The sequence below is a fragment of the Stenotrophomonas daejeonensis genome, from assembly GCF_001431505.1.
Lineage (GTDB): Bacteria > Pseudomonadota > Gammaproteobacteria > Xanthomonadales > Xanthomonadaceae > Stenotrophomonas > Stenotrophomonas daejeonensis.
In genome coordinates this window covers 51,223-65,682 of the sequence record NZ_LDJP01000037.1, presented here as the reverse complement: position 1 = coordinate 65,682, position 14,460 = coordinate 51,223, and the positions used below count along the sequence as shown (strand labels likewise).

The following is a 14,460-nucleotide window of genomic DNA, read 5'->3' as shown; positions in this document are numbered from 1 at the left end:
TCAGCCCTTCAATCCGCCGTCGCCGACCGCGTCGTGCTCGTGCGCCAGCACCTGCTCGACCTGCTCGGCCTGCTGCCGCGCGCGGCGGCCGCGCTCGGCGTAGTACTCGTCCGGCTTGCGGTCCAGCAGGTCGTACACCACCGGGATCACCAGCAGGGTCAGCATCGTCGAGACCAGCAGGCCGCCGATCACCGTGATCGCCATCGGCGAGCGCACCTCGGCGCCCTGGCCGAAGGCCAGCGCCAGCGGCAGGAAGCCGAACACCGCGCACAGCGTGGTCATCATGATCGGGCGCAGGCGCGAGCGCGCGCCCTCCACCAGCGCGGTGCGCTTGGCCACGCCTTCCTCGCGCAGTTGGTTGACCTTGTCGATCAGGATGATGGCGTTCTTCACCACCAGCCCGACCAGCAGGATCAGGCCGATGAACACCACCACCGACACCGGCGAGCGCGCCAGCAACAGCGCCGCCACCGCGCCGACCAGCGCCAGCGGGATGGTGAACAGGATCACGAACGGGTGCAGCAGCGACTCGAACTGCGAGGCCATCACCAGATAGACCAGGAAGATCGCCAACCCGAAGGCGAACAGCAGCGAGCGGATCGATTCACCCAGCTCTTCGCCCTGCCCGCCGATGTGCATGCCGACGTCGGTGCCCAGCGGGTCCTCGGCGACCATGCCCTGCACCTCGGTGATCGCCTTGCCCAGATCGATGTCGCGCAGGTTAGCCGAGACGATGGCGACGCGGCGCAGGTCGGCGCGGTGGATCTCGCTCGGGCCGGTGGTGGCGACCACCTCGGCGACCGAGCCCAGCTCCACCGGCTTGTTGCCGCTGGGGTTGACGATCAGGCGGCGGATGTCGTCGACCGAGGAGCGCTCCGATTCCTGCACGCGCACCAGCACGTCGATCTTGCGGTCGCGGAAGCTGTAGCGGGTGGCCACGTTGCCCTTGACCTTGTTGACCACCGCATCGGCGATCTGCCGGGTGGTCAGGCCCAGCGCGGCGGCGCGGTCCTGGTCGAACAGGATCTGGATTTCCGGGAAGCCCTGCTCCACCGTCGACTTGACGTCGGCGTAGTGCGGGTTCTGCCGCAGCATGCCGGCGAGCTTGTTGCCGGCCACGCGGATGGCGTCGAGGGTGTTGCCCTCGATCTCGATCTCCAGCGGCGGCGACAGCGCGAACAGCTCCGGCCGCGCGAAGTCCACCTGCGCCGCCGGCCATGCCTTCATCGTCTGCCGCAGCTTCTCGGTCAGCTCCGGCTCGCGCGAGGTGTCGTCCATCACCACCGACAACTTGCCGATGTTCTCGCCGCTCTCGGTCGGGCTGGCGTCCAGCCGCGTGCCGGTGCCGGAAACGCCGTACAGCAGGCGCACGCCGGCTTCGTCGGCATGCCGGCGCTGCACCTCACGCACCAGCGCGTCGGTCTGCGCCAGCGGCGTGCCCGGCGGCAGCTTGGCAGTCATCTCGAAGCGGTCCTGCGCCAGCTGCGGGATCAGGTCCACGCCCAGCAGCGGCAGCGCCAGCAGGGTCAGCACGAACGCCAATGCGGCGCCGCCGAGCACCGGCCACGGCCGTTTCAGCGCCGCCGGCAACATCCGCAGGTAACCGGCCTCGGCGCGGCCATACGGCGCCATCGCGATGTCGCTGGCCTTGCGCATCACCGGCCCGACCACCGCGGCGATGCCGCGGAACACGCGCACCACCATCCACGCCGCGGCGAAGAAGCCATAGCGGAACATCGCGCCGACGCCACGGCCAGTGAACGCCAACGGCTTCTGCCAGCGGCTGGCCGGGCGCCACGGCTGGCGCGGTTCCTCGGCCGGGAAGTCCAGTGGCGCGCGGCCCTTCAACGAACTCAGCATCGGGATCAGCGTCATCGACACCACCAGCGACACCGCGATGGCGATCGACACGGTCAGCGCCTGGTCGCGGAACAGCTGCCCGGCGATGCCCTCGACGAACACCAGCGGCAGGAACACCGCGATCGTGGTCAGCGTCGAGGCGACCACCGCCATGAACACTTCGCGCGTGCCCTTGATCGCCGCCTCCAGGATGCCCATGCCGCGCTCGCGCGCCTTGGCGATGGATTCGAGCACCACGATCGAGTCGTCCACCACCAGGCCGGTCGCCAGCGCCAGGCCGCCCAGCGACATCACGTTCAGGCTCAGGCCGAGCCGGCCCATGAAGAAGAACGTGGCGATGATCGAGATCGGCAGCGACAGCGAGATGACGAAGGTGCTCCAGCCATCGCGCAGGAACAGGAAGATGATCAGCACCGACAGCAGGCCGCCGATCACCGCGTCGATCTTCACGTCCTTGATCGCGTGGCGGATGAACACCGACTGGTCCTCCACCACCGTCATCTCGATGTCCTTGGGCATCTGCTTGCGGATGGTTTCCAGCTTCGCCTCCAGCGCGTCGGCGGTGGACACGGTATTGGCGTCGCCTTCCTTGTAGACCGCCAGCTCCACCGCCTCGTGGCCGGCGCTGCGGATCACCGCCTCGCGCTCCTTGTAGCCCTGGTAGACGTTGGCCACGTCCTTCAGCCGCACCGTGGCGACGTTGGCGCCGCCGCCGTCGCTGCGCAGCGCGGCGATCACGTTCGGGTCGCGGCTGCCGAGGATGGCGGTCATCAGCTGCCGGTTCTCGCCGGTGGACGAGGCGCTCGCGCCGCCACCGGCCGTGGTCAGCAGCATCTCGCGCATCTGCTCGACCGTGGCGAACTGGTTGACCGTACGCACCAGATAGCGCTGCGAGCCTTCCTCCAAGCGGCCACCGGACAGGTTGACGTTCTCCTGCTCCAGGCGCTGGATCACCGTGTCCAGCGACAGCCCCAGCTGCGCCAGCTTGCGCTGGTCGATGTCCACCTGGACCTCGTCCTCGAGGCCACCACCGACCTTGACCGCGGCCACGCCGCTGACCGGTTCGAGCTTGCGCTTGAGGTCGTCGTCGGCATAGCGGCGCAGTTCCATCAGCCGGCGCACCGCGTCGGCCTCGCTGCCGCCCTCCTGCTTCGACGACAGCGCCAGCCGCATGATCGGCTGCGTGGACGGGTTGAAGCGCAGCAGCACCGGCGGCTTGGCCTCCAGCGGCAGCTGCAGCGTCTCCATCTTGTCGCGCACGTCCAGCCCGGCCTGCTGCATGTCCGTGCCCCAGGCGAACTCCAGCACCACGTCGCTCTGCCCGGTGCGCGAGATCGACTTGAGCTTGCGCAGGCCCTTGACGATGCCCAGCGCTTCCTCGGCCGGCTGCGAGATCAGCGTCTCGATCTCCGCCGGCGCGGCGCCTTCGTAATCGGTGCGCACGGTCAGCGTGGGGTAGCTGAGGTCCGGCAGCAGCTCGACCTTCAGGCTCGACAACGAGATCAGGCCGAACAACACCAAAGTGAGCGTCATCATCGCGATGGTGACGCGGCGGCGGGTGGCGAATTCGATCAGGTCGAAGCCGCGGCCGCCGGCGGCCGACGGGTCGTGCGCACTCATTGCTTGGTCGCCTGCGCAGCCGGTGCCTTGGCCGCGGCCACCGCCTTCTCCTGGCCGATCACCTGCACCGCGCTGCCCTCGCGCAGCGCCGCCTTGCCGGCGACGACCACTTCATCGCCCTGCTTCAGGCCTTCGCGCACCTCGACCCAGCCGGCATCGTCGTAACCCAGCTTCACCTCGTTGCGCAGCGCCTTGCCGTCGCGCACCACGTACACCGCCGGTTCGCCGCCGTCTTCCAGCAAGGCCGCGCGCGGCACCACCAGTGCATCGGCGCGCTGGTCGTAATTGATGCTCAGGCGGCCGAACATGCCCGGCTGCAGGCCCTCCCCGCCGGAGAACGTGGTCACCACGCGGAACGTGCCGGTACCGGTGTCCACCACCGGCGATACCCGATCCACCGTGCCGGTGAAGCTGCGGCCCGGCAGCGCGTCGGCGGCCAGTTCCACCGTCTGCCCCGGCTTGAGCTTGGCGATCTCGCGTTCAGGCACGTTGAGCGTGGCCTCCAGCTTGCCGCTGTCGACGATGCGGATGATCGGCGAGTTGATCTGCACGAAGTTGCCCGGCTTGATGTCGCGCGAAGCCACCACGCCGGAAATCGGCGCCACCACCGTGGTGTAGGACAATTCCAGCGTCGCCATGCGGTATTGCGCGCGGGCATTTTCCAGGTCGAAGCGCAACTGGTCCACGTCGGCGGCACTGACCAGTTGCTGCTGCACCAGCTTCTGCGCGCGCTGGTAGCTGTTTTCCAGCTTGCGCATCTGCGCCTCGCTCTGCGCCACGGCCAGCCGCGCGCGGTCCGGGTCCAGCCGCACCAGCGGCTGCCCGGCCTGCACCGCCTGTCCTTCCTCGACCATCACCGCCAGCGCCACGCCGGAGGTCTTGGCGACCACCTGCGACTCGGCGCGCGCTTCCAGCGAGGCCGTGCCGGTGTAGCTGGCGGCGATCGCGCGGTGCGTGGCCCTGGCCACCTCGACCGGTACCGCATCGCTGGCCTGCTGCCCGTCCGGCGCCCCGACCTTGGCCGCCTCGCCGCCGGCCTTGCAGCCGCCCAGCAACAGGGTCGTGACGAGGAGCGCGGCAGCGCAGCTTCCGGTGCGGCCGGGCATGGAGAAGAGTCGAGACATCGCGGTTCCCTGTAGATGCTTGGGTTAGGTGTTATAGGAAAGTATTGCACCACCCCACACCAACACCATGCGCCAAAGGTCATGCCTGCGTGACGCGCCGCACCATCAATGAACTGTTCCGTAACGGTGAATGCGGGAGCTATACTCGGACCGTTCCACGGTTCAGCCAAGGAACCACCAGACCCGTATCCCGGACAAGGAAACCATGCGCCCGCAGCCGCTCGCCGCTTGTCTTGCTCTGGCCCTCGCCCTGCCCTTCGGGGCCGCCGCGCAGGCCGAACCGCAGCCCGAACCCGCCGCCACGCCGGCGGCCACCACCGGCAACGCCGAAGCCGGCAGGGTGCTGGCCTACACCTGCCAGGGCTGCCACGGCATCACCGGCTACAAGAACGCCTACCCCAGCTACCGGGTGCCGAAGATCGGCGGCCAATCGGCCCAATACCTGACCCAGGCGCTGACCGAATACCGCGAGGGCAAGCGCAAGCACCCGACCATGCAGGCGCAATCGATGAGCTTCGGCACGCAGGACATCGCCGATCTCGCCGCCTACCTCTCCACCATCAAGTAAGCGCCGCTCATGTCGAAAGCCACGCACGCCACGCGTATTGCCATCGCCCTGTTTGCGGCCTGCACCCTGGCCGCCTGTTCCGGATCCGCCGACCACTCCGCCACCGACCCCGGCCACGCCAGCGGCGAGCACGGCTCCAGTTCTTCCGCCGGCCTGCCGCAGGGGCGCATCGCCATCGGCGAGCAACTGGCCAACAGCAAGGGCCAAGCCACCGGCCAGAGCTGCATCGACTGCCACGGCGCCGACGGCAACCAGCCCATCGACGCCACCTATCCGCGCCTGGGCGGCCAATACGGCGACTACCTGGCCCACGCGCTGCAGGCCTACCGCAGCGGCGACCGCGAGCACATGCTGATGTCGCCGCAGGCCGCCAACCTCAGCGATCAGGACATCGCCGACCTGGCCGCCTGGTTCGGCTCGCGCCCGAGCCAGCTGCGCGACCTGCACGGGCTGAAGTAAGGCTCTCTTCACCCGGCTGTCCGCCGGGCCGGCATGCCGTAGATGCGGGGCTTGCCCCGCATGAAGCTTTGCCGGCAGGGCCCCATGCGGGGCAAGCCCCGCATCTACGACAAACGGTTCTTCCCCTTGGCGACCCGGCAGGTGCCAAGGGGTTGCCGTGAGTGGCATGCCACCGCCACGTTCCGCAACGTCCATCGCCATCGCCCCCCCCTGCATCAACGGCTGCCGTTGTCTTCCTGCAGTTCCTTCTTGAACGGAATGTCCGGCGGCGGGCGGGCGCTGGCTGGTTGTTCCTGCATGTCCGGGTTGGTCAGGCCGCAGCCGCCACCGAACTGCAGCATCGACACTACGCAGGAAATCTTCGTCTTCGTGCCCGGAATCGGGATCTCGATGTTCTTGATGCCCTTGCGCACCCATTCGGCCAACAGCGATTCGTTGGGCACCCAGTACTTGTCGAACGAGGTCGGGGTGTAGTCGTACGGCGGTCGCTTGAGCCAGGTGCCGGCCTGGGCGATGCGTTCGCGGCTCCAGCTGTCCGAATCGCCCCCCGGCGCGCCGCGTGTGGCGTCCTGCCCGCGCCCCTCGCCATCATCGGCCAGGCGCACACTGCCGTCGGCATTGAACAAGCCCTTGTCAGCCTGCCCACCCGCATTTCCCGCCGCCTGGCGTTGCGAAGCACCCCAGTCATCCGAACGGTCCGGCGTCGCCCAGCCACCGGACCGGTCCTGCGGCCTGGGGCCGGCCCCCGGGCTGGTGCCCGGACGCGCAGCGGGGGCGGGCGCGGGCGCGGCGCTCGATTCCGCCGCGCCCGCAGCCGGAGTCGCGGCCGCTGCCAGGCCCTGCTCGGCCGTTGCCGCAGCTTCCTCACCCGCCGTCGACGATGCCACCGCCGGAGCTTCCTGCACACCCGGCACCTGCCGCTCGCGCACGGCCACATCCGGCCCTTGCAGCCGCACTTCCGTTTCACGCGGGCGCACCGGCGCCATCTCCACTTCCCGCGAGGTCGCCACCTCGATCTGCCGTTCGCGCACACCCGGTTCCGGCGTGCGCAACCGCACCTGCGCATCGCGCGGGGCGAGCGGCGCCAAGGCCACCTGTTGCTGCGGCACCACTTCGATTTGCCGCTCGCGGACCTGTACCTGCGGAGCCTCCACCCGCGGCGATGCGATGACCGGGGCGCGCACCGCCTGCACCGGCTGCGGGCGTTCGACCACAGTCTCGATGCTGCGCTCGCGCACCCGTGGCTCCGGCGCATGCAGTACCGGGGCAACCAGACTGGGCGGCGGCACCACGAAATCCGTGGTCGGCCGTGGGGTCTCGGTTGCCTGCAACGATTGTTCGGAAGCCGGCGCCGGCGCGGGGGCATCTACCGGCACGGGCGTCGTTTCCGCCGGTTGCGCTCGTGCGGCGACGGCCTGCTCCACCGGTACAGCCGGTTCCGCGAGCGGCACCGCTTCCGGTTGCACCGGGGCCGGCCTGCCACCTGCGGGCCGGTCGCCACGTGCCACGGCGGGTGCCTGTGCCCCGGCCGGCGCCGCCGGGGCGCCGCCACCTTCTTCCTGCACCGTGCCACGGCCGATGTATTCGACCTGCACCCGTTCGCCTTCATCGGCACGCTCGTCGGGCACGTTGCTGCGCACCAGCGCCACCCACACCAGCAATATCGCGAACACCAGATGCAAGGCGACGCTGAAGAAAGCGGCAAACCAGCGCAGGCCGCGCTGGTCGCGCGGCGGCGATTCGCCGCCATGCCAGAGCAGCAGCAACATCACCTGCCAGAAGGCCCGCGCGGGTGGCCTGCGTTCAGGCGGCAGCGTCCTTCCCGCTACCACGCCGATCATTTCAGCCGGCACGAAGGCCGACTTCACCCGCGACGCCCAACCGCGTAGCCAGCCGCTCCAGCTGTACGGCATGCCGGTACGACGGTCGTGCAGCCGCACGGCCCGGCCACGCGCCGCCAGCAGGTCGATCAACTCGGCTACCGATGGCACCGGCATGCCGGAAGCGGCTCAGCCCGCCTTGCCGCGCGGGATGTAGGGCGCGTGACCACTGTCGTGGTCGGTGGCGTCGCGCACCGCGGTCACGCCGGGCACGCGGGCCAGCAGGGTCTTCTCGATGCCCTGCTTCAAGGTCACGTCGGCCATGCCGCAACCGTGGCAACCACCGCCGAAGCGCAGCAGCACCACGCCATCGGCGGAAACCTCCTGCACCGCGACGTGGCCGCCATGCGAGGCCAGCTGCGGGTTGACCTCGTTCTCCACCACCCAGTGCACGCGCTCGACCAGCGAGGCCGCCTCGCCCGGCACCTCGCCCTTGATCTTCGGTGCCTTGATGGTCAGCTGCCGGGTGCCGGCGGCCTGGGTGACGTAGTCGATCTCGGCGCCGTCCAGCCATGCCACGCTGGCGGCCGCCACGTACAGCGTGAAACCGTCGCAGTCCACCGCCCACTCGTCGCCCTGCAGGTCGGCCGGCTCGGCGAACTCCAGGCGCGCATCGGCGCGCGGCGTCCCCGGCTCCACCGCGCTCAGGCGCACGCCCATGCCCGGTATCGCCTCGCGTTCGATCAACTTGCGGAAATGGCTCTGCGCGGTATCTGAAATCTGGATCATGCGGGTATTCTAGCCGGGTCTTGGTTGCCGCTGGCGGGACGCTGTTTCCACCGGTGGCACCCTTGCGGTCCTTTCTTCGATGGAGGTTGTCGTGGCCCCTGATCTGATTCCACTGGCGCAGGCGCACTGCCTGCCGCGCAAAGGCAGCGAACACCGCCTCGGCGAGGCCCGGCTGGCCGAACTGCTGCCGCAGGTGCCGGGCTGGGAGCTGGCCGAGAACGGCCAGGCGCTGCTGCGCACCTTCCGTTTCGACGACTACCACCGCACCATCGCATTCGTGAATGCGCTGGCGTGGATCGCCCACCGCGAAGACCACCACCCCGACCTCGGCGTGCACTACGACCGCGCGGTGGTGCGCTTTTCCACCCACGACGTGGGCGGCCTGAGCGAGAACGATTTCATCTGTGCCGCCAAGGCATCGGCGCTGACGGAGCAATGACATGAAGCCATACCTGCTGTCCGCTTCCCTCTGCCTCGCCGCCCTGCTCGGTGCCTGCACGTCCTCCGAGCAGCCCGCGGCGCCGGCCGTCGCCCCCACCGAAGTCGCCGCGGTGCAGACGCCGCCGCCGGACTACCCGCCCGAGCTGGCCTGCGCCGGCGTCGGCGGCAAGAGCGTGCTGAAGGTCGTGGTCGGGCCGGAAGGCGCGCCCACCAACGTCTCGCTGGTCGCCAGCAGCGGCAACGGCCAGCTGGACGAAGCGGCCGCCGCCCGCGTGCGCGAATGGAAGTTCAAGGCCGCCACCCGCAACGGCCAGCCGGTTTCCACCACCATCCAGGTGCCGGTCAGCTTCAACCCGCCGCAGCCCAAGCCCGACGAGTGCTTCGCCATCGAGGAACGGATGCGCCGCGGCGGTTGATGCACCGCCTCTTCCCCCACATCGAGCGGCCTTCGTGATCTCCACCGAAAACCTCTGGGTCGCCTTCGCGCTGACCCTGGCCGCCGGCCTGGCCACCGCCATCGGCAGCCTGATGGTGCTGTTCTCGCGCCGCCCCAACCCGCGCCTGCTGGCGTTCGGGCTGGCCTTCGCCGGCGGCGCGATGGTGTACGTGTCGCTGTCGGAAATCCTCAACAAGTCGATCGCCTCGTTCGCGCTGGCGCACGGCGAGCGGCTGGGCTTCACCTGGGGCACGCTGTCGTTCCTGGCCGGGGTGCTGCTGATCGTCGGCATCGATCACCTGATCCCCAACCCGCACGAAAGCCTGGACAAGCAGGACCCGCTGTTCCGCGACGACAACCGCAGCTACATCCGCCGCGTCGGCCTGCTGACCGCGGTGGCGATCACCGCGCACAACTTCCCGGAAGGGCTGGCGACCTTCTTCGCCACGCTGGAAAGCCCCTCGGTGGGCATGCCGCTGGCGTTCGCCATCGCCATCCACAACATCCCCGAGGGCATCGCCATCGCGGTGCCGGTGTATTTCGCCACCAACAACAAGTTCTATGCCTTCGGCGCCAGCCTGCTGTCGGGGCTGGCCGAACCGGTGGGTGCGGCGATCGGCTATTTCGCGCTGTCCGGCGTGCTGTCGCACAGCACCTTCGGCATCGTGTTCGGCATGATCGCCGGGGTGATGGTGTTCCTCGCCCTGGACGAACTGCTGCCGGCGGCCAAGCGCTACGCCAAGGGCCACGAAACCGTCTACGGGCTGGTCTCCGGCATGGCGACGCTGGCGATCAGCCTGGTGCTGTTCAAGTGGTGACCACCCACCGTAGGAGCGCACCTTGGTGCGCGATGGGGTTTTCCCGGTACAGCCCCATCGCGCACCAAGGTGCGCTCCTACGGCCTCACCCCAGCCTGTCCAGCACCTCGGCCAGCTCCGGCGCCAGCGGCGCATTCAGTACGTAGGGCGTCTTGCCGGCATCCAATGCGAACTCCAGTGATGCCGCATGCAGGAACAGCCGCTTCAACCCCGCCTGCTCGCGCAGGCGCTTGTTGACCGCCGGGTCGCCGTACTTGTCGTCGCCGGCCACCGGGTGGCCGATGTGCAGGGCATGCACGCGGATCTGGTGGGTGCGCCCGGTCTCGATCCGTACCTCGCAATAGGAATGGCCGCCGCGCCGCTCCAGCACCCTGAAGTGGCTCAGCGACGGCTTGCCGGCGGCATTCACCTGCACATGGCGCTCGCCGCCCTGGCGCAGGCCGACGTGCAGGGGTGCATCCACGCTCATCACGCCATCGGGCATGCGCCCGGCCAGCAGGGTCAGGTAGCGCTTGCGGATCCCCCCGGTGGCGCCGTGGTCTTCGCGCAGCAGCGCCTGCAACTCGCTCAGCGCCGAGCGCTTCTTGGCCATCACCAGCAGCCCGGAGGTATCCCGGTCCAGCCGGTGCACCAGCTCCAGCGTCTGGTTCGGGCGCAGCGCACGCATGGTTTCGATGGCGCCGTGGCTGATGCCGCTGCCGCCGTGGCTGGCGACCCCGGAGGGCTTGTTGATGACCAGCAGCCGCGCGTCCTCGAACACGATGGCCTGCTCCATGCGCTGCAGGAAGCCGGCCGGCGGCGGCGTCTTGTCTCCGACTTCACTGAGATTGACCGGCGGTACCCGCACCTCCTCGCCCGCTTCCAGCTTACGCTCGGCCTTGGCGCGGCCGCCGTTGACCCGCACCTGGCCGCTGCGCACCAGCTTGTAGACCAGGCTGCGCGGGGCGCCCTTGAGCTGGCCCAGCAGGAAGTTGTCCAGGCGCTGCCCGGCCCGGTCTTCCGGAACCTTGATCAGGCGCACGCTGGATTTGGCCGCGGACGGGTTGCGGCGGTGTTCGGAGTCGGTCATCGGCCTGTTTATTCTGCTACACTCGGCGGGCGATATAAGGGTTTGATTTCGTTGGAAGTTGGTCAGGGCCAGAAGCCCCGCTCCCGACGGATCCGGCACAGTGCGCGGCCACCGCCCCCGGGGCGGCCATGTTAGCGGCTCACCGGCGTTCCCGGCCATCGCCGAGTGCCTGACAAGCATTCGCGCTGAACATGCCCCGCGCGGCGCTCCAGCTTGGCTGGGGCCGCCGCCGGTCCCGAAACACCTGAAAACTTGAACAAGAAGCGCTCCCGCGGCCTGCCGTGGTGTCGCAGCGCTGGAAACCCAAGCCGCCCTGTCCGCGCCTGCGCGAATGGGCGGCGAGCCGTGTCCAGAGGCCAAACGCCACGGCGTTCCGCGCGGTAGCAGCGCGCGAGGAACGCACAATGAAGCGAATGCTGATCAATGCCACGCAGGCCGAAGAACTGCGCGTGGCCATCGTGGACGGCCAGACCCTGTACGACATCGACATCGAACAGCCGTCCAAGGAACAGAAGAAGTCCAACATCTACAAGGGCCGCATCACCCGGCTCGAACCCTCCCTCGAAGCCGCCTTCGTCGACTACGGCGCCGACCGCCACGGCTTCCTGCCGCTGAAGGAAATCTCCCGCGACTACTTCCAGAGCGGCGTCGACCACAACAAGGCCGGCATCCGCGAACTGCTGCGCGAAGGGCAGGAAATCGTCGTCCAGGTGGACAAGGACGAGCGCGGCAACAAGGGCGCCGCCCTGACCACCTTCATCTCGCTGGCCGGCCGCTACATGGTGCTGATGCCGAACTCGCCGTCGGCCGGCGGCGTCTCGCGCCGCATCGAGGGCGAGGACCGCGCCGCGCTGAAGGAAGCGCTGGACAAGCTGAACATCCCCGACGACATGGGCGTGATCATCCGCACCGCCGGCGTCGGCCGCGATGCCGAAGAACTGCAGTGGGACCTGGACTACCTGCTCAGCGTCTGGCGCTCCATCGCCGAGGCCGCGCTGGCCAAGCCGGCGCCGTTCCTGATCTACCAGGAATCGCGGCTGATCGTGCGCGCCCTGCGTGACTACCTGCGCGCCGACATCGGCGAGATCCTGGTCGATACCGAGGAGCTGTACGAGACCGCGCGCGAGTTCATGCAGCAGGTGATGCCGCAGACCCTGCGCAAGCTCAAGCACTACAAGGACGACATCCCGCTGTTCAACCGCTTCCAGATCGAATCGCAGATCGAGGCGATCTACGAGCGCAACGTGCGCCTGCCTTCCGGCGGCTCGATCGTGGTCGACCAGACCGAGGCGCTGACCGCGGTGGACGTCAACTCGGCGCGCGCCACCAAGGGCAGCGACATCGAGGACACCGCGTTCCAGACCAACCTGGAGGCCGCCGAGGAAGTGGCGCGCCAGCTGCGCCTGCGCGACCTGGGCGGGCTGGTGGTGATCGACTTCATCGACATGTCCAGCAACAAGCACCAGCGCGAAGTCGAGAACCGCCTGCAGAACGCGCTCAAGTACGACCGCGCCCGCGTGCAGCTGGGCCGCATCTCGCGCTTCGGCCTGATGGAGATGAGCCGCCAGCGCCTGCGCCCGAGCCTGGGCGAATCCAGCCAGATCGTGTGCCCGCGCTGCGACGGCCAGGGCCGCATGCGCAGCATCGAATCGCTGTCGCTGTCGATCATCCGCGTCGCCGAGGAACACGCGATGAAGGAGAACACCGGGCAGGTGCTGGTGCAGGCCCCGGTGGAGATCGCCAACTTCCTGCTCAACGAGAAGCGCGGCGCGCTGCGCGAGATCGAGCAGCGCCACGACGCGCCGATCATCATCGTCGCCGACGAGCAGTTGCACACCCCGCACTACGAAGTCACGCGCCTGCGCGACAACGAGCTGGGCGAGGAATCCGGCAAGCCCAGCTACCAGCGCGGCACCCCGCGCAGGCTGCCGGTGCACGCGTTGACCAAGGCGCAGCTGAACATCCCGCCGGCGCCGGCCGTCACCCACGTCAAGCACAGCCAGCCGGCCCCGGTACGCGAAGTGGCCGAAACGGCTCCCGCCCCGGCTCCGGTTGCCACTCCGGCCGCCCCCGTCGCGGGCGGCGTGATGGGTTGGCTCAAGCGCGTCTTCGGCGGCGAAACCGCCCCCGCCGCGAAGCCGGCCCAACCGCAACGCCAGGACAACGGCCGCGGCAACCGCAACGACCGTGGCCAGCGCCGCAACGGCAACAACCCGCAGCCGCGCGGCAACCGCCGTGACGAGCAGCGCCGCCAGAACGGCAACGGCAATCCGCAGGAACAGAAGAACGCCGGCCAGCAGCCCAAGCAGCGCAATGAACAGGGCCAGCAGCAGGCCAACAAGCCACCGCGCAACAACGAGCAGCAACAGCCCCGGCAGCAGAAGCAACCCAAGCCGCAGCAGCAGAAGCCGCAGCAGGCCGTCGAGAAGGAAAAGCCTGCACAGCAGGTGACCGAAAAGCCGGCCCGCCAGTCCCAGCCCGAAGCAGCCCGCCCGGTAATCGCGCCGGCCGCCGCCACAGCCACCGTGGTTGCAACGGAAGCCACGGCCGCCATCGAGACGTTGCCGAAGGAAGCCCCCGCGGCAGCGGAAGCAGTTGCAGCCGTTCAGACCGAACAGCAGGCCGCCGCTCCCGCCGTCATCGACGATGCAACCGCCCCCGCAGCAGCAGCCGAGGAAACCGGTGGTGAAGGCAGCCGCCGTCGCCGCGGCCGTCGCGGTGGCCGCCGCCGTCGTCGCGGCAATGCCGACGGCAGCACTGCCATCGACAACCCGAACCAGGATGACGATGCTGGCGAAGACGGCGACGAGGACACGGCTACCGAAACCAACGAGTCCAACGCGACCCGCCCGGCCACGGCCCAGCCCGAGTTCGATTTCGACGACGAGCCGGTCACCGCTGCTGCAACGGTGGATACCCCGGCACCTGCTCGCGTGCAGGAAACCGCTGCGCCGGCTCCCGTGGTGAAGGCGGAGCCTGCCACCACCGACCTGGTCCTCGAACCCGTCGCAACGGAAGCGCCGGCGGCAAGCACGGAAGCGGTCACGCCGCCGGTCGAGGTGGTCGAGGCCAGCCATCCGACCGCTCCCGAAGCCGTGGAAACAGCAACGGTCAAAACCTCACCGGTAGCGGAAGTGGCTGCACAGCCGGCGCCGGAAGCAGTCCAGGAGCCGGCGCCCCCCGCCGCGGCTGAACCGGTCGATCCGGTCGTGGCAGCGCCGCCGGTCGTGGAGGAATACCCCATCCACGAACAGGCAGCCACTCCGTCAGCACCTGCCGCGCCGGAAAACGGCCAGCTTTTCGCCGAAGCACCGGCAACGAAAACCGAGTCGGCGAACGCCAACGCAGCTGACGACGAAACGACTGCTCTGCCGGCGGAAGAAACCGCTGCGGTGGACGACGCCAAGACGGACGACGACCAACCCCGCAGCGCCTGAGCAGGCGCTGTCGTCAACA

General features: G+C 69.1%; 11 protein-coding genes. 6 read left to right on the top strand and 5 right to left on the bottom strand.

What is annotated here, in order from left to right:
• Both ABB34_RS07030 and ABB34_RS07025 read right to left on the bottom strand, forming a co-directional pair.
• Positions 1-3,480: an efflux RND transporter permease subunit gene (locus ABB34_RS07030; RefSeq protein ID WP_057640536.1), complete on the bottom strand. Its 3,480-nt coding sequence runs from the start codon at positions 3,478-3,480 to the stop codon at positions 1-3.
• A complete protein-coding gene (locus tag ABB34_RS07025; RefSeq protein WP_057640535.1) occupies positions 3,477-4,604 on the bottom strand; it encodes an efflux RND transporter periplasmic adaptor subunit in 1,128 nt (375 codons plus the stop codon). The genes ABB34_RS07030 and ABB34_RS07025 overlap by 4 nt, the downstream gene beginning before the upstream one ends.
• A gap of 205 nt (positions 4,605-4,809) precedes the next feature.
• Between ABB34_RS07025 and ABB34_RS07020 the strand changes: the two genes are divergently transcribed.
• Both ABB34_RS07020 and ABB34_RS07015 read left to right on the top strand, forming a co-directional pair.
• Entirely contained in the window at positions 4,810-5,172 is a 363-nt protein-coding gene (locus tag ABB34_RS07020) for a c-type cytochrome (protein WP_057640534.1), read from the top strand.
• A gap of 9 nt (positions 5,173-5,181) precedes the next feature.
• Complete coding sequence (locus tag ABB34_RS07015) at positions 5,182-5,631, top strand: c-type cytochrome (protein WP_057640533.1); 450 nt, start codon at positions 5,182-5,184, stop codon at positions 5,629-5,631.
• A gap of 215 nt (positions 5,632-5,846) precedes the next feature.
• Here the strand turns inward: ABB34_RS07015 and ABB34_RS07010 are convergent, their stop codons facing one another.
• Together ABB34_RS07010 and ABB34_RS07005 are read right to left on the bottom strand one after the other, a co-directional pair.
• Entirely contained in the window at positions 5,847-7,628 is a 1,782-nt protein-coding gene (locus ABB34_RS07010) for a hypothetical protein (protein WP_057640532.1), read from the bottom strand.
• A gap of 12 nt (positions 7,629-7,640) precedes the next feature.
• A complete protein-coding gene (locus tag ABB34_RS07005) occupies positions 7,641-8,240 on the bottom strand; it encodes an NfuA family Fe-S biogenesis protein (protein WP_057640531.1) in 600 nt (199 codons plus the stop codon).
• A 91-nt stretch (positions 8,241-8,331) separates the two neighbouring features.
• On the opposite strand from ABB34_RS07005, the gene ABB34_RS07000 reads away from it, so the two are divergent.
• Genes ABB34_RS07000 through zupT form a run of 3 tightly spaced genes read left to right on the top strand, consistent with a single transcriptional unit; the run spans position 8,332 to position 9,935 of the window.
• The gene (locus ABB34_RS07000; RefSeq protein ID WP_239737283.1) at positions 8,332-8,679 is read left to right on the top strand and encodes a 4a-hydroxytetrahydrobiopterin dehydratase; all 348 of its coding nucleotides are present in this window, start codon (positions 8,332-8,334) and stop codon (positions 8,677-8,679) included.
• A 1-nt stretch (position 8,680) separates the two neighbouring features.
• Positions 8,681-9,097: an energy transducer TonB gene (locus tag ABB34_RS06995; RefSeq protein ID WP_057640529.1), complete on the top strand. Its 417-nt coding sequence runs from the start codon at positions 8,681-8,683 to the stop codon at positions 9,095-9,097.
• Between the two features lie 34 nt (positions 9,098-9,131).
• Positions 9,132-9,935 (top strand): zinc transporter ZupT, encoded by an 804-nt coding sequence (gene zupT, locus ABB34_RS06990; protein ID WP_057640528.1) that lies wholly within the window; start codon positions 9,132-9,134, stop codon positions 9,933-9,935.
• 85 nt (positions 9,936-10,020) lie between these two features.
• Here zupT and ABB34_RS06985 read toward each other — a convergent pair whose 3' ends face one another.
• Positions 10,021-11,004, bottom strand: coding sequence for an RluA family pseudouridine synthase (locus ABB34_RS06985; RefSeq protein WP_057640527.1), 984 nt, complete (start codon positions 11,002-11,004; stop codon positions 10,021-10,023).
• A 404-nt stretch (positions 11,005-11,408) separates the two neighbouring features.
• Between ABB34_RS06985 and ABB34_RS06980 the strand changes: the two genes are divergently transcribed.
• A complete protein-coding gene (locus tag ABB34_RS06980; protein WP_083490100.1) occupies positions 11,409-14,441 on the top strand; it encodes an Rne/Rng family ribonuclease in 3,033 nt (1,010 codons plus the stop codon).
• The last annotated feature ends 19 nt before the right edge of the window (positions 14,442-14,460 follow it).